The following is a 14,986-nucleotide window of genomic DNA, read 5'->3' as shown; positions in this document are numbered from 1 at the left end:
AAGCTCCCTCGCCACAAAAGCTCCCTCGCCACTGGAAATCAAACAAGGCAAGGTGAGCGACGTGGCCGTACCCAACGGCAAGCACGATCTCATTAAACCAAACGATAATTCCTCTTATTCAATCTGCCCCGCCCTGTTAGACTTTGCGCCCTCTTTTCACCTATCGCCCAGGTCGCCCGATGCCGTCGTTGCCTCTTTGTTTATGTGCACTGTTCATGGCCCTGGGCCTGAGTGCCTGCGATGATGCCCCGCGCTTTACCCAGGCCGAACCGGGTGAAGCCCGGTCCGGTGGCGCCGCGACGGTGCGCAAGAGCGATCAGAACGCCTTTTCCCAGCCCTCGGCCAACCTGCCGCCCTCGCGGCGCGTGGATTTCAGCGTCGGCAACAGTTTCTTCCGCAACCCCTGGGTGATCGCTCCTTCGACCACCACCGCCCGGGACGGCCTCGGGCCCTTGTTCAACACCAACGCCTGCCAGAACTGCCACGTCAAGGACGGTCGCGGCCATCCGCCGGCGCCGGACGCGACCAGCGCGGTGTCGATGCTGGTGCGCCTGTCGATTCCCGACGCACCGGCCTACGCCAAGGTCATCGAGCAACTGGGGGTGGTGCCGGAGCCGGTCTACGGTGGGCAATTGCAGGACATGTCGGTGCCCGGTGTCGTTCCCGAAGGCAAGGTGCGGGTCGATTACACGCCGGTCCCGGTGCGTTTCAAGGACGGCAGCGTCGTCGAACTGCGCAAGCCGAACCTGCAGATCACCCAACTGGGGTATGGCCCGCTGCACCCCGATACGCGCTATTCGGCCCGCGTGGCACCGCCAATGATCGGCCTGGGTCTGCTGGAGGCCATCCCCGACGAGGCGCTCCTGGCGAACGCCAAAGCCCAGGCGCGAGAGAACAAAGGCGTCGCCGGTCGTCCCAACCAGGTCTGGGACGATGTGCAACAGAAAACCGTGCTGGGGCGTTTCGGTTGGAAAGCCGGGCAGCCCACCCTCAACCAACAGAACGTCCACGCGTTCTCCGGTGACATGGGCCTGACCACGAGCCTGCGCCCTTTCGACGACTGCACCCAGGCCCAGGTCGACTGCCAGCGCGCGCCCAGCGGTAACGGTCCGGACGGCGAGCCGGAAGTCAGCGACAACATCCTGCGCCTGGTGCTGTTCTACAGCCGCAACCTCGCGGTGCCGGCCCGTCGCGACGTGAACTCGCCCCAAGTGCTGGCGGGCAAGAACCTGTTTTTCCAGGCCGGCTGCCAGTCTTGCCACACACCGAAATACACCACCGCCGCCAACGCCGCCGAACCGGAGTTGGCCAACCAGGTCATCCGCCCCTACACCGACCTGCTGCTGCACGACATGGGTGAAGGCCTGGCTGACAACCGCAGCGAATTCAAGGCCAGCGGTCGTGACTGGCGAACCCCGCCACTGTGGGGCATCGGCCTGACCGAAACCGTCAACGGCCACACCCAGTTCCTGCACGACGGTCGTGCCCGCAACCTGCTCGAAGCCGTGCTGTGGCATGGCGGCGAAGCACAAGCGGCGCAACGCCAGGTTTTAGCGTTCAATGCCGAGCAGCGCGCTGCGTTGCTGGCCTTTCTGAATTCCCTTTAAATGCCTTTTCCAGAAATGGGAGCCTGACATGTTCCGTCCCAAGCTGTTGTTCACCAGCCTCGCCGCCATCGCCCTCGGCGCCTGCTCGCCCCAAGACCCACAAGCCGTCACCTCGGCCGCCATCGCCAAACAAGTGATCCTGCCGACCTACAGCCGCTGGGTCGAGGCCGACCGGCAACTGGCGACCAGCGCCCTGGCGTTCTGCCAAGGCAAGGAAAACCTGGACACCGCTCGCGCCGACTTCCTCAAGGCGCAAAAAGCCTGGGCCGAGCTGCAACCGCTGCTGATTGGTCCACTGGCCGAGGGCAACCGCGCCTGGCAGGTGCAGTTCTGGCCGGACAAGAAAAACCTGGTGGGCCGTCAGGTCGAGCAGTTGGTCAACAGCCAGCCGCAGATCGACGCCGCCGGCCTGGCCAAGTCCAGCGTTGTCGTGCAAGGGCTCTCGGCCTACGAATACCTGCTGTTCGACGCCAAAATCGACATGGCCGACGCCGCCCAGAAAGCCAAGTACTGCCCGCTGCTCATCGCCATCGGTGAACGCCAGAAGCAACTGGCCGAAGAGATCCTGTCGGGCTGGAACACCAACGACGGCATGCTCGCCCAGATGAGCAAATTCCCCAACCAGCGCTACGCCGACTCCCACGAAGCCATCGCCGATCTGCTGCGCGTGCAGGTCACGGCCCTGGACACGCTGAAGAAAAAACTCGGCACACCGATGGGCCGCCAGAGCAAGGGCGTACCTCAGCCATTCCAGGCCGATGCCTGGCGCAGCCAGTCGTCGCTGCAAGGGCTGGAAGCCAGCCTGAGCGCGGCCAGGACCGTCTGGGCCGGCGTGGACAACAAGGGCCTGCGCGGCCTGTTGCCAAGCGACCAGAAGCCGTTGGCCGACAAGATCGACGCCGCCTACGATGCCTCCTTGAAACTGTTCGCCAGCAGCCAGCGCTCGTTGACCGAAATGCTCAACGACGATGCCGGGCGCCAGCAACTCAACGATCTGTACGACAGCCTTAACGTCGTCCATCGCCTGCACGAAGGCGAACTGGCCAAGGCGCTGGGCATTCAACTGGGCTTCAATGCCAACGACGGTGACTGATCATGTTTCGACGTCAGGTCCTGGCACTGGGTAGCTTGTTGCTCGGCGCCGTCACCCTGGGCGGCTGGACGCTGTTCAAGCAAAAGGACAAGCACCCACTCTTGCTTTCGGCACGGGACGATGGCGACGGCAAGCACTACGCCGTCGGCTATCGACTGGACGGCACGCGGGTGTTCGCCACCCAGGTCGGCCAGCGTTGCCATGACATTATCAATCACCCGACGCAGCCGATTGCGCTGTTCGTCGCCCGTCGTCCAGGCACCGAAAGCTACTTGATCGACCTGCGCGACGGGACGCTGCTGCAAACCATCACCTCGTTGCCGAACCGGCATTTCTACGGCCACGCGGTCATCCATAAAAGCGGCGAATGGCTATACGCCACCGAGAACGATACCACCGACCCGGGACGCGGCCTGTTGGGCGTGTACCGTTTCGACGGCGAGCGGTTGGTGCATAGCGGCGAGCTATCCACCCACGGCATCGGTCCTCACCAGGTGTCCTGGATGCCCGATGGCGAGACGCTGGTGGTGGCCAACGGCGGCATTCGCACCGAAGCCGAAAGCCGGGTTGAAATGAACCTCGACGCCATGGAGCCGAGCCTGGTGCTGATGCAACGCGATGGCACCCTGCTGAGCAAGGAAACCCTCGCCCAATCGATGAACAGCGTGCGCCACCTAGGCATCGCCAGTGACGGCACTATCGTCTCCGGCCAGCAGTTCATGGGCGCGGCCCACGAATCGTCGGAACTGCTGGCGATCAAGCGACCGGGGCAGCCTTTCCAGGCATTCCCGGTGCCCGAAGAGCAATTGCAGGCCATGGGGCACTACACCGCCAGCGTCGCCGTGCACAGCGACCTGCGACTGGTGGCCCTGACCGCCCCGCGCGGCAACCGCTTCTTCATCTGGGACCTGGACAGTGGCGAAGTCCGCCTGGATGCGCCCCTGCCAGACTGTGCCGGCGTGGGTGCGGTGGCCGACGGTTTTGTCGTGACCTCGGGCCAAGGGCGTTGCCGCTATTATGATTGCCGGCAGACACAATTGGTTGCAAAACCTCTGGATCTGCCGGCAGGGCTCTGGGATAACCATTTGCATCTGGCCTGAGCCAGGGAGCGAAGCCCATCGGCGCCAAGCTCCCTGATTTTTCGGAAAATTCCCACGCACCACCGGCCCGCCAGCATCTGGAATAGCCCGCACACTCGGAGTAATGTGCCCGCCTATCTGTATTTTCTCTCAGCTCTTTTCCAAGGAAGTGGAACATGCTGCGACGCCGCATGCTGATCATGTTGGGTGTTGTCCTGCTGGTGGTGCTGTTGCTCGCCGGCTACAAGGCCTTCTCCGTTTACCAGCAGATCCAGTCGTTCTCTGCGCCAAAACCGCCGGTCAGCGTCGCCGTGGCCACGGCCGCCCAGCAACCCTGGCAAGCTCGCCTGCCCACCGTTGGCAGCCTCAAGGCGCTACAAGGCGTGGACCTGAGCCTGGAAATCGCCGGGACCGTGCAGAAAGTGCAGTTCCAGTCGGGCCAAAAGGTCAAGGCCGGCCAGCCGCTCCTGCAACTGGACAGCGAAGTCGAAAGCGCCCTGCTGGAAACCGCCGAGGCCGACCTGGGCCTGTCACAACTGGATTTCGGTCGCGGCCGACAACTGGTGGGCAGCCAGGCGATCTCCAAAGGCGAATTCGACCGGCTCTCGGCGCAATTGAAGAAGAACCAGGCCACGGTCAATCAGCTCAAGGCGTCGCTGGCCAAGAAACACATCCTGGCGCCGTTCAGCGGCACCATCGGCATTCGCCAGGTGGATGTCGGCGACTACCTGGCCAGCGGCACGGTGATCGCCACCCTGCAGGACCTCAGCAGCCTGTACGTGGACTTCTACGTGCCTGAACAAACCGTGCCCCGGCTCGCCATTGCCCTGCCAGTCAACGTCAGCGTCTCGGCCTATCCCGGGCAGACCTTCGTCGGCACCATCAGCGCGATCAACCCCAAGGTCGAGGACAGCACCCGCAACGTCCTGGTACGCGCCACCCTGGCCAACCCCGACGGCAAGCTGCTGCCCGGCATGTTCGCCAACCTGCAGGTGATCCTGCCGGACGTGGCCGCCGGAATCGTCGTGCCGGAAAGCGCCGTGACCTACACCCTCTACGGCAACTCCATGTACGTGGTGACGCAAAAGAAAGCCGCCGACGGCACGGTCGAGAAGGACGACAAGGGCCAGCCGGTCCTGATCGCCGAACGGCGCTTCGTTGAAACCGGCGAGCGACGCGACGGGCAGGTGCTGGTTGCCAAAGGCGTGCAGAGCGGCGAACAAGTCGTGATCGCCGGCCAGATCAAGCTCGATAACGGTACGCCGATCGCCATCAGCGACGACAAGACCCTGACCGAACAGAACAGCCCGCCGCGCGCGGACTGATCAAGGAACCCCCATGGCTTTTACCGATCCGTTCATCCGCCGTCCGGTGCTCGCCACCGTGGTCAGCCTGTTGATCGTGCTGCTGGGCTTCCAGGCCTGGAGCAAGCTGCCCCTGCGTCAGTATCCACAAATGGAAAACGCCCTGATCACGGTGACCACCGCCTACCCCGGGGCCAACGCCGAAACCATCCAGGGCTACATCACCCAACCGATGCAGCAGAGCCTGGCCAGTGCCGAGGGCATCGACTACATGACCTCGGTCAGTCGCCAGAATTTCTCGGTGATTTCGGTCTATGCCCGCATCGGTTCCAACAGCGACCGACTCTTTACCGAACTGCTGGCCAAGGCCAACGAGGTCAAGAACCAATTGCCCCAGGACGCCGAGGACCCGGTCCTCAGCCGTGAGGCCGCCGATGCCTCGGCCCTGATGTACATCAGCTTCTTCAGCAAGGAACTGAACAACCCGCAGATCACCGACTACCTGTCACGGGTGATCCAGCCCAAGCTGGCGACACTGCCCGGTATGGCCGAAGCGGAGATCCTAGGCAACCAGGTCTTCGCCATGCGCCTGTGGCTGGACCCAGTCAAGCTCGCCGGCTTCGGACTGACCGCCGCCGACGTGACCAACGCCGTGCGCCAGCACAACTTCCTTTCCGCCGCCGGTGAAGTGAAAGGCGAGTATGTGGTCACCAGCATCAACGCCAACACCGAACTCAAGTCCGCCGAAGCCTTCGCCGCAATCCCGCTCAAGACCGACGGCGACAGTCGCGTGTTGCTGCGGGACGTGGCTCGCGTGGAAATGGGGGCCGAGAACTACGACACCATCAGTTCCTTCGGTGGCACGCCCTCGGTGTACATCGGGATCAAGGCCACGCCAGGCGCGAACCCGCTCGATGTGATCAAGGAAGTGCGCAAGATCATGCCGGAGATGGAGGCCCAGCTCCCGACCAACCTCAAGGCCGAGATCGCCTACGACGCCACCCTGTTCATCCAGGCGTCCATCGACGAAGTGGTGAAAACCCTGTTCGAGGCGGTGCTGATCGTCATCGTCGTGGTGTTCCTGTTCCTCGGCGCCCTGCGTTCGGTGGTCATCCCGGTGGTGACTATCCCGCTGTCGATGATCGGCGTGATGTTCTTCATGCAGTTGATGGGCTACTCGATGAACCTCCTGACGCTGCTGGCCATGGTGCTCGCCATCGGCCTGGTGGTGGACGACGCCATCGTGGTGGTGGAGAACATTCACCGGCACATCGAGGAAGGCAAGACCCCGTTCGACGCCGCAATAGAAGGTGCCCGGGAAATCGCCATGCCGGTGGTCTCGATGACCATCACCCTGGCGGCGGTGTATGCACCGATCGGCCTGCTCGAAGGCCTGACGGGTGCCTTGTTCAAGGAGTTCGCCTTGACCCTGGCCGGTGCGGTGGTGATCTCCGGGATCGTCGCCCTGACCCTGTCGCCCATGATGTGCGCCCTGCTCCTGCGCCACGACGAGAACCCCTCGGGGCTGGCCCATCGGCTGGACATGCTCTTTGAACGCTTGAAGAGCCGTTACCAGCACATGCTCCATGGCACGCTCAATACACGGCCGGTGGTGCTGGTGTTCGCGGTGATCGTACTGCTGCTGATCCCGGTGCTGGTCATGTTCAGCAAGTCCGAACTGGCCCCCGACGAGGACCAGGGCATCATCTTCATGATGGCCAACGCCCCGCAGCCCACCAACCTCGACTACCTGAACACCTATACCGATCACTTCATCACCATTTTCAAGGAGTTCCCGGAGTACTACTCCTCGTTCCAGATCAATGGCTATAACGGCGTGCAATCGGGCATCGGCGGCTTCCTGCTCAAGCCCTGGAACGAACGCGACCGTACCCAGATGGAAATCCTGCCCGAGGTCCAGGCCAAGCTGGAAAGCGTGCCTGGCCTGCAGATATTCGGTTTCAACCTGCCCTCGTTGCCGGGCACCGGAGAAGGCTTGCCGTTCGCGTTCGTCATCAACTCACCGAAGGAGTATGCGACGCTGCTGGAAGTTGCCGACCGGGTCAAAAAGCGCGCATTGGAATCCGGCAAGTTCGCCTTCATGGACATTGACCTGGCGTTCGACAAGCCGGAAGTCGTGGTGGATATCGATCGCGCCAAGGCCGCCCAGATGGGTGTTTCCATGCAAGACCTGGGCGGTACCCTGGCGACGCTGCTGGGCGAATCCGAGATCAACCGCTTCACCCTCGAGGGCCGCAGCTACAAGGTCATTGCCCAGGTCGAACGGCCGTTCCGGGACAACCCCGACTGGTTGAACAACTACTACGTGAAAAATGCCAAGGGTGAATCGTTACCGCTGTCGACGCTGATCACGGTCAGCGACCGGGCGCGGCCGCGACAGCTGAACCAGTTCCAGCAGCTCAATGCGGTGACGATTTCAGGCTTTCCCATCGTGAGCATGGGCGAGGCCATCGAGACCGTCCGCCAGATCGCCCGAGAGGAAGCACCGGTGGGGTTCGCCTTCGATTACGCCGGGGCTTCGCGCCAATTCGTTCAGGAAGGCAGCGCGTTGTGGGTGACCTTTGCCCTGGCCCTGGCGATTATCTTCCTGGTGCTGGCCGCGCAGTTCGAAAGTTTCCGGGACCCGCTGGTGATCCTGGTGACCGTGCCGCTGTCCATCTGCGGTGCCCTGATTCCGCTGTTCCTCGGCTGGTCGAGCATGAACATCTATACCCAGGTGGGCCTGGTAACGTTGATCGGCTTGATCAGCAAGCACGGGATCCTGATTGTCGAGTTCGCCAACCAGTTGCGCAGGGAACAGAACCTGTCGCCGCGCGAAGCCGTGGAACAAGCCGCGTCGATTCGTCTGCGGCCGGTACTGATGACCACCGCGGCGATGGTGTTCGGCATGGTGCCGCTCATCCTCGCCACTGGCGCCGGGGCAGTGAGCCGCTTCGACATCGGCACGGTGATCGCCACGGGCATGTCGATTGGCACCTTGTTCACACTGTTTGTGTTGCCTTGCGTCTACACGCTGCTGGCCAAGCCGGACAAGGCCTGAAGTGGATACCTGTGGCGAGGGGTACTGTGGGAGCAAGGCTTGCCCGCGATGAAGGCGATGCGGTCTTCCAGGAATCGAGGCGACTGTTTCGCGAGCAAGCTTTGCCCCCACAATCCAAAGGGGATAAGTCCCCTCGCCACAAGGGTTGATCTGACAGTCCAAAAAATAAAGACCTCACAAGGGAGGCCTTTATTTTGATTTCAGGGCTTTCAACTCTGCGGCCTCATCCCTTGGGACAGGCTGAACATGAACAGCAGCAGATCATCGTCCGGTCGGATCGCCTCGCTGGCCTTTGCCACACGCGGCAGCGGACAATGCGCACCCGCATTGGAAGCACTGAGGATCTGCGAGCGTGGCTGTTCCCATACAGCCACCGCCATCGATGTAACTGCCAGGGCTCCGACTAAAAACAAACCTCTAGCAATTTCTAGTTTCATGACTATAAACCTTTGATAGCGCTGCCAAACGCCGCCTCATAAAAGTAGACGAGTTTTTTCCAATCGGCATCGCTGAACGACGAATGGCGCCGCAGCTGTTTCAGGTCATGGGAAGCCGCACGCCGGGCAGTCAGGCGCTGGCGACACTTTTCAAAATCGAGCAAAGCCACTTCAGCCTTGGCCGCCTCTCCCTCTCCGGTCACACGCACAAAGACGTGCTTGATGTAGATACAGCCATGTTGCCAACGGCCCTTGTGCATCCGCGCCAGTGTTTCAGCCAGTGTCAGGAGAATTTGATCATGCACCGCTTCGCCATGGCGCTCGCGGCCACCTGCGGCATACCAGTGCTCGATCTCTTCAAAACCTTCCAGCGCCTGGGTCACCAGCAGCGCACGCCACTTGTGGACCGGGTCCCGCTGGGCGCCACAGAAAATAAGCTGGGGGACGCGGACATCCAGCCGGGTCAATGCCAGCAGTGCATCTTGCTCACGAAGCACGGTCGGTCGACCGAACGGGTGCAGCCAGCTGCGATAAATATGTCCGGTCTGACGCTTGGCATAAAGTAGCTTGCCGTCCTTGTCCTTGATCCGTTGCACACCGCTTTCACCGCCGCGACGCACATTAGGCTCTTCCACCCACTCACCCTGTTGACTCCAGAAATGTTCGAAGTCACCGGGGGGAATCATTGATGCTTCTATTGCCTGCACACCCATGCCTTTACCTCTTGCGTAATACATAAACTCGCCACATGGCATAGAGCGGTAGGAAATCCAGTCGTTCCTGAATGCGAAACCCGGCCTGCCGAAACTCCCCTTCAACTGTATCAGTCGGTAACACAAATCGATTCTGGTAGTCTTTCTGCCCACGGGTGCGCTCCAGGCGCTTGCGTTTCCAGGCCTTGAAATTGCCATCGACCCACAATGAAACGATCACGCTGTCACGACTGACACGCTCGAACTCCTTCAGAATCGCCAGTCGATGCGCGGGTTCACCGATGTGATGCAACAGGCGCATACAAAAAATGCTGTCGACGGCGTTATCAGGTAAGGCGATGTCGAACGCAGAAGTGTGCAAGGGCCGTACCCGTTTTACGACATCCGTCGGTTGAGCCTCCAACGCGGTATTGAGCATGGCTTCGGAATTGTCCGCGCCGATGATGACCCGGTTCGGTTTTTCGGCCAACAAGGACCAGAAGCGCCCGGCACCGCAGGGCAGGTCCAGGACCAGGCCGGGATCTCCGACGAGTGTCAATGCACGTCGGGCCAATTGTTGGTCTCGCTGGTTGGAAAGACGGCGACTCAAGCCGCGGCGATGCTTGTGAAAATATTCCCTGGCGTGCTGCTCGTCGTATTTTTCGGAAAAATCCAGCTTGATGGGTTTGGACATTAGCGGGGCCTCAATGACTGATCGGCCCCACCTTATGAATCGGAATGTCATGCCTTTGTGAAAATTAAGTCAGGCAAACGCTCCAATGTTTACAAGACTTTTCGGTCCGGAGGCCTAGCCCCTTGGATTCAATTCCACCTCGAAGTGGCAACCATTGGGCTCCATCGTACTGAGGCTGACGGTCCAAGCCTGGTTCTCGCAAATGCGCTGTACCAGGGACAAGCCCAGCCCCAGACCCTCACCGCGTTTTTCATTACCGCGCACAAACGGCTCGAACATCGCCTCGCGTTTTTCCTCAGGAATACCCACGCCGCTGTCCTCGACCACAAATCCGGTGGTGGTCAGTGAAAGGCGGATGAAGCCCTGATCGGTGTAGTGCAGGGCGTTGCGCAACAGATTGCCCATCACCGCCGTCAGGAACGTGGCGTTATACAGGGTGTCGACAGTTTGCCCGGGCTCGAAGATCAACGTCAGGCCTTTGGATTCGATGGGCCCGCGCCACACACCGAGGAGATTCTCGGCCACCTGCCCCAGGGTCAGCCGCGGCGACATGCCGTTGTCTTCACGTTCGGACCTGGCGAGCATCAGGAAAGTCTGCACTAGCTCACGCATCTCTTCACTGGCCCGATTGATGCGTTCGACCTGGGTACGACCGCGCGGGTCCAGCGCCGGGTTTTCCAGCAGCAACTCGCAAGAGGTCGCCAGGACCATCAACGGTGTGCGCAACTCGTGGCTCACGTCGCTGGTAAACAACCGCTCGCGGGTCAGGGCCTGGCGCAAGCGCCCCAGTGTGGCATCGAACGCCACGGCCAGCTCACCCACCTCATCGGCGGCATAATCCGGGGCCAACGGCGGCGCGAGGCCGAGGAGCTGGTCGCGATGGCGCACTTGCCGGGCCAGGCGAACCACCGGCGCCATCACCCGGCGTGCCAGGACCCAGCCCAAAAATACCGCCAGCGCCAGGCTGAGCACGAAACCAACCAGCACCACGGCAAACAGCACCCGTTCGCGCTCTTCGAAGTCGCTCTGGTCTTGCAGCAATACGTAGTGCCGGCCGTCAACGATCTCGACCATGGCGTGATAGGACAATTGCTCGCGAAACACCTCGTGGAAACCGCGCTCCAGATGGCGTAAATCCTTGGGCAACTCGAAGTCTCCCGGACCACCACTGAAATAAAACAATTGGTCAGGTTCCGGCCGGTGGTTCCAGTCCGAGACGCTGTCCATCAACAACAGGCGTTGCAGATCGCCGCCAAGCCCGGCGGAAATCAATTTCTCTTCAACCAAATGGACGGTCGCCACGATACCCATGGCGAACGCGCCAGCCACCAATGCGCTCATCAGCGCAAACGCGATGATGATCCGTTGGGCAAGGCTCTGCTTAAACTCCATCGCGGCCCTCGGCCAGGCGATAGCCGACGCCATGCACGGTGTGCAACAACGGTTTTTCGAACGGTTTGTCGATCACCTGGCGCAGTTGATGGACGTGGCTGCGCAAGCTGTCGCTGTCCGGGCAATCGTCACCCCACAACGCTTCTTCAAGGATTTCGCGGCGCAACACGTGGGGACTTTTCTGCATCAGTACCGCCAGCAGCTTCAGGCCCACGGGGTTGAGCTTGAGCAGCTTGCCTTCACGGGTCACTTCCAGGGTATCGAGGTCGTAGCTCAGGTCGCCGACCTGCAAGGCACGGCGGCCACCGCCCTGGGCCCGACGCATGACGGCTTCGATCCGCGCCGCCAGTTCCGACAGGGCAAACGGTTTGATCAGGTAGTCATCGGCCCCGGACTTGAAGCCCTGCAGGCGATCGTCCAACTGATCCCGGGCGGTGAGCATGATCACCGGCGTATCGCGCCGGGCGTCTTCGCGCAGACGCTTGCACAAGGTGTAGCCGTCGATGCCCGGCAGCATGATATCGAGCACGATCAGGTCGTAGTGTTCGGTCGCCGCCAGATGCAACCCCGACAAACCGTCCTGGGCACAATCAACGGTGTAGCCCTTGAGCCCCAGGTAATCGGCCAGGTTGGCCAGGATATCGCGGTTGTCTTCGACCAATAGAATTCGCATGGGCACCTCTGCGTACACAGTTAACGGCTGGCTTGGCCCGCGCAGCTTACGGCCAAGCGTGGCTCACGGCTAGGGTTGTATCAGCTGTGGCAGCGCGTGGTCCCTTGTGGGAGCGAGCTTGCTCGCGATAGCGGTGGGTCAGTCCCATCAATATTGGATGTGCCGACGCTTTCGCGAGCAAGCTCGCTCCCACAAAAGGCAAGTGCACCCAGGAACTGGACTGCGCGGGTATTGACGAGTTTTTCACCCAACATTCACACCGCCCGAACGCAACGCAGACCAGACTGCGCAACGCGCTGATTACGAAAACTCCCATCAAAGGTATTGCCATGGTCTCCACCGCCATCCGCCCCGCTTCCAGACCGCTGAATTTATGGATTGCCTTGGGCCTGCCTGCCGTTGTCGCGGTCATTCTGGTACTGCTGGAACTGACCACCCTGGACATGGACCTGGCCAAGCTGTTTTACGACCCGATGGCGGGTGGCTTTATCGGTCGGCACAGTTTTTTTCTGGAGGACATCCTCCACGATCGAGCCAAAGAGGTGGTGATCGTGTTCTCCGTGCTGGCGATCCTCGGCTTCATCGGTACGTTTTTCATCGCCCGGCTCAAACCGTTCAAGCGGGAACTGGGCTGCCTGGTGTTGTCCCTGGCACTGGCGACGTCCTTCGTCACGCCGATGAAAGCCGTGACGGCAGTCCAATGCCCCTGGAGCCTGAAGGAATTCGGCGGCCAGGAAACCTACAGTGAGCTGCTCAGCCCACGCCCGGCCACAGATAAACCCGGCCGATGCTGGCCCGGCGGCCACGCGGCCACCGGGTTCACGCTGTTTGCGCTGTTCTTCGTCCTGCGCGATCGCCGCCCGCGCCTGGCCCGCCGGGCCTTGATACTCGCCTTCACGCTGGGCACGGTGTTTTCCCTGGGGCGGATGATGCAAGGGGCGCACTTCTTTTCCCATAACGTGTGGACGGCGGTGTTCTGTTGGCTGATTTGCCTGGGGTGTTACTACTACATCCTGTACCGACCGGCCGCCAGGGCTGATCGCGTAGCGCTGAGCCAACCCGCCAACGCCTGAACATGATTCAAATGTGGGAGCGAGCTTGCTCGCGATAGCGGTGTGTCAGTTCATGTATCAGGCACTGATCTACCGCTATCGCGAGCAAGCTCGCTCCCACAGAAGGAGGATTGGCGCCGCGTCATGAATCCAAGGCAATAAAAAACCCCGCTTGCTTTCGCAGGCGGGGTTTTCGCTACAGGGGTAAGGCTGGCTTACATCATGCCGCCCATGCCACCCATGCCGCCCATGTCTGGCATACCGCCGCCAGCTGGAGCGTCTTCCTTGATTTCAGCGATCATCGCCTCGGTGGTGATCATCAGGCTGGCAATCGACGAAGCCGCTTGCAGAGCCGAACGAGTCACTTTGGCCGGGTCCAGGATACCCATTTCGATCATGTCGCCGTATTCGCCGGTCGCAGCGTTGTAACCGTAGTTACCCGAACCCTGCTTGACCTTGTCGACCACAACGCTTGGCTCGTCACCGGAGTTGGCAACGATCTGGCGCAGCGGAGCTTCTACAGCGCGACGCAGCAACTGGATGCCCACGTTCTGGTCATCGTTGTCGCCTTTGAGTTCGCTGATGGCTTGCAGGGCACGTACCAGTGCCACGCCGCCGCCAGGTACCACGCCTTCTTCAACGGCTGCGCGGGTCGCGTGCAGGGCGTCTTCAACGCGGGCTTTCTTCTCTTTCATTTCAACTTCGGAACCAGCGCCAACCTTGATCACAGCAACGCCGCCGGACAGCTTGGCCAGGCGCTCTTGCAGTTTTTCACGGTCGTAGTCGGACGAAGTCTCGGCCACTTGTGCGCGGATCTGGGTCACGCGAGCCTGGATGTCAGCCTCGACGCCGGCACCGTCGATCACGGTGGTGTTTTCCTTGGACAGGATCACGCGCTTGGCGTTACCCAGGTGCTCCAGGGTGGTGCTTTCCAGGCTCAGGCCGATCTCTTCGGAGATAACGGTACCGCCGGTCAGTACGGCGATGTCCTGCAGCATGGCCTTGCGACGGTCGCCGAAGCCTGGAGCCTTGACGGCTGCGACTTTAACGATGCCACGCATGTTGTTCACAACCAGGGTCGCCAGGGCTTCGCCTTCAACGTCTTCAGCCACGATCAGCAGTGGGCGGCCGGCTTTGGCAACGGCTTCCAGCACGGGCAGCATTTCGCGGATGTTCGAGATCTTCTTGTCGACCAGCAGGATCAGCGGGCCGTCGAGCTCGGCGGTCATGGTGTCCGGCTTGTTGACGAAGTACGGGGACAGGTAGCCACGGTCGAACTGCATGCCTTCAACAACCGACAGTTCGTTTTCCAGGCCCGAGCCTTCTTCAACGGTGATCACGCCTTCTTTGCCGACTTTTTCCATGGCTTCGGCAATGATGTCACCGATGGAGTTGTCGGAGTTGGCCGAGATGGTGCCGACCTGAGCGATTGCCTTGGTGTCAGCGCATGGCTTGGACAGGGCTTTCAACTCTTTGACGATGGCGATGGTCGCCTTGTCGATACCGCGCTTGAGGTCCATCGGGTTCATGCCGGCAGCGACGGCTTTCAGGCCTTCGTTGACGATAGACTGAGCCAGTACGGTCGCGGTGGTGGTGCCGTCACCGGCGTCATCGTTGGCACGGGAGGCAACGTCTTTGACCAGTTGCGCGCCCATGTTTTCGAAACGATCCTTGAGCTCGATTTCTTTGGCTACGGAAACGCCGTCCTTGGTGATGGTCGGAGCGCCGAAGCTCTTCTCGATGATCACGTTACGGCCTTTCGGGCCCAGGGTCGCTTTTACTGCGTCAGCCAGGACGTTGACACCGGCGAGCATTTTCTTGCGGGCGGAATCGCCGAATTTAACTTCTTTAGCAGCCATGATCGATATTCCTTAAATACTTTGTAGTCGCGGAAAAATGAGC

12 protein-coding genes are annotated in these 14,986 nt (G+C 61.1%); 6 read left to right on the top strand and 6 right to left on the bottom strand.

All coding sequences use genetic code 11. The features are described from left to right. Positions 1 to 179 precede the first annotated feature (179 nt). The 5 genes from PSH84_RS02945 to PSH84_RS02925 all read left to right on the top strand — a co-directional run bounded on the left by PSH84_RS02945 (position 180) and on the right by PSH84_RS02925 (position 8,144). The gene (locus PSH84_RS02945; protein ID WP_305482263.1) at positions 180 to 1,607 is read left to right on the top strand and encodes a di-heme oxidoreductase family protein; all 1,428 of its coding nucleotides are present in this window, start codon (positions 180 to 182) and stop codon (positions 1,605 to 1,607) included. A gap of 28 nt (positions 1,608 to 1,635) precedes the next feature. Continuing rightward, positions 1,636 to 2,700, top strand: a complete 1,065-nt coding sequence (locus tag PSH84_RS02940; protein ID WP_122569325.1) for an imelysin family protein — start codon at positions 1,636 to 1,638, stop codon at positions 2,698 to 2,700. A gap of 2 nt (positions 2,701 to 2,702) precedes the next feature. Continuing rightward, complete coding sequence (locus PSH84_RS02935) at positions 2,703 to 3,800, top strand: DUF1513 domain-containing protein (protein WP_122569326.1); 1,098 nt, start codon at positions 2,703 to 2,705, stop codon at positions 3,798 to 3,800. A gap of 155 nt (positions 3,801 to 3,955) precedes the next feature. After that, positions 3,956 to 5,104, top strand: coding sequence for an efflux RND transporter periplasmic adaptor subunit (locus tag PSH84_RS02930; RefSeq protein ID WP_122569327.1), 1,149 nt, complete (start codon positions 3,956 to 3,958; stop codon positions 5,102 to 5,104). A gap of 13 nt (positions 5,105 to 5,117) precedes the next feature. Beyond that, positions 5,118 to 8,144 carry a multidrug efflux RND transporter permease subunit gene (locus PSH84_RS02925; RefSeq protein ID WP_305482262.1) on the top strand — a complete coding sequence of 1,009 codons (3,027 nt, stop codon included), beginning with the start codon at positions 5,118 to 5,120 and terminating at the stop codon, positions 8,142 to 8,144. Positions 8,145 to 8,353: 209 nt separating this feature from the next. Here the strand turns inward: PSH84_RS02925 and PSH84_RS02920 are convergent, their stop codons facing one another. The 5 genes from PSH84_RS02920 to colR form a co-directional block, all read right to left on the bottom strand. Next, the gene (locus PSH84_RS02920) at positions 8,354 to 8,581 is read right to left on the bottom strand and encodes a hypothetical protein (protein WP_122569329.1); all 228 of its coding nucleotides are present in this window, start codon (positions 8,579 to 8,581) and stop codon (positions 8,354 to 8,356) included. 2 nt (positions 8,582 to 8,583) lie between these two features. Then, positions 8,584 to 9,294, bottom strand: a complete 711-nt coding sequence (locus PSH84_RS02915) for a lipopolysaccharide kinase InaA family protein (RefSeq protein ID WP_122569330.1) — start codon at positions 9,292 to 9,294, stop codon at positions 8,584 to 8,586. Positions 9,295 to 9,298: 4 nt separating this feature from the next. Next, positions 9,299 to 9,967 carry a class I SAM-dependent methyltransferase gene (locus tag PSH84_RS02910; protein WP_122569331.1) on the bottom strand — a complete coding sequence of 223 codons (669 nt, stop codon included), beginning with the start codon at positions 9,965 to 9,967 and terminating at the stop codon, positions 9,299 to 9,301. A 114-nt stretch (positions 9,968 to 10,081) separates the two neighbouring features. Then, positions 10,082 to 11,359 (bottom strand): sensor histidine kinase, encoded by a 1,278-nt coding sequence (locus PSH84_RS02905; RefSeq protein WP_122569332.1) that lies wholly within the window; start codon positions 11,357 to 11,359, stop codon positions 10,082 to 10,084. Further along, on the bottom strand, positions 11,349 to 12,032 hold the full coding sequence (colR, locus tag PSH84_RS02900; RefSeq protein WP_024779529.1) for a two-component system response regulator ColR: 684 nt from the start codon (positions 12,030 to 12,032) through the stop codon (positions 11,349 to 11,351). Before colR ends, PSH84_RS02905 begins: the two co-directional genes overlap by 11 nt. Positions 12,033 to 12,361: 329 nt before the next feature. Between colR and PSH84_RS02895 the strand changes: the two genes are divergently transcribed. After that, positions 12,362 to 13,105, top strand: coding sequence for a phosphatase PAP2 family protein (locus PSH84_RS02895; protein WP_305482261.1), 744 nt, complete (start codon positions 12,362 to 12,364; stop codon positions 13,103 to 13,105). Positions 13,106 to 13,299: 194 nt separating this feature from the next. Here PSH84_RS02895 and groL read toward each other — a convergent pair whose 3' ends face one another. Beyond that, on the bottom strand, positions 13,300 to 14,943 hold the full coding sequence (groL, locus tag PSH84_RS02890; protein ID WP_053124505.1) for a chaperonin GroEL: 1,644 nt from the start codon (positions 14,941 to 14,943) through the stop codon (positions 13,300 to 13,302). Positions 14,944 to 14,986: the final 43 nt, after the last annotated feature.

This window comes from Pseudomonas beijingensis (assembly GCF_030687295.1).
In the GTDB taxonomy this organism is placed as follows: Bacteria; Pseudomonadota; Gammaproteobacteria; order Pseudomonadales; family Pseudomonadaceae; genus Aquipseudomonas; species Aquipseudomonas beijingensis.
This window is presented reverse-complemented; position numbering and strand designations above follow the sequence as displayed.

What these genes read in the sequence shown, in the direction of transcription:
- PSH84_RS02925 (WP_305482262.1), top strand. Translation starts at nt 5,118, where the DNA reads ATGGCTTTTACCGATCCGTTCATCCGCCGTCCGGTGCTCGCCACCGTG.
- PSH84_RS02905 (WP_122569332.1), bottom strand. Translation starts at nt 11,359, where the DNA reads ATGGAGTTTAAGCAGAGCCTTGCCCAACGGATCATCATCGCGTTTGCG.
- PSH84_RS02895 (WP_305482261.1), top strand. Translation starts at nt 12,362, where the DNA reads ATGGTCTCCACCGCCATCCGCCCCGCTTCCAGACCGCTGAATTTATGG.
- PSH84_RS02915 (WP_122569330.1), bottom strand. Translation starts at nt 9,294, where the DNA reads ATGGGTGTGCAGGCAATAGAAGCATCAATGATTCCCCCCGGTGACTTC.
- PSH84_RS02940 (WP_122569325.1), top strand. Translation starts at nt 1,636, where the DNA reads ATGTTCCGTCCCAAGCTGTTGTTCACCAGCCTCGCCGCCATCGCCCTC.
- groL (WP_053124505.1), bottom strand. Translation starts at nt 14,943, where the DNA reads ATGGCTGCTAAAGAAGTTAAATTCGGCGATTCCGCCCGCAAGAAAATG.
- PSH84_RS02920 (WP_122569329.1), bottom strand. Translation starts at nt 8,581, where the DNA reads ATGAAACTAGAAATTGCTAGAGGTTTGTTTTTAGTCGGAGCCCTGGCA.
- PSH84_RS02945 (WP_305482263.1), top strand. Translation starts at nt 180, where the DNA reads ATGCCGTCGTTGCCTCTTTGTTTATGTGCACTGTTCATGGCCCTGGGC.
- colR (WP_024779529.1), bottom strand. Translation starts at nt 12,032, where the DNA reads ATGCGAATTCTATTGGTCGAAGACAACCGCGATATCCTGGCCAACCTG.
- PSH84_RS02935 (WP_122569326.1), top strand. Translation starts at nt 2,703, where the DNA reads ATGTTTCGACGTCAGGTCCTGGCACTGGGTAGCTTGTTGCTCGGCGCC.
- PSH84_RS02930 (WP_122569327.1), top strand. Translation starts at nt 3,956, where the DNA reads ATGCTGCGACGCCGCATGCTGATCATGTTGGGTGTTGTCCTGCTGGTG.
- PSH84_RS02910 (WP_122569331.1), bottom strand. Translation starts at nt 9,967, where the DNA reads ATGTCCAAACCCATCAAGCTGGATTTTTCCGAAAAATACGACGAGCAG.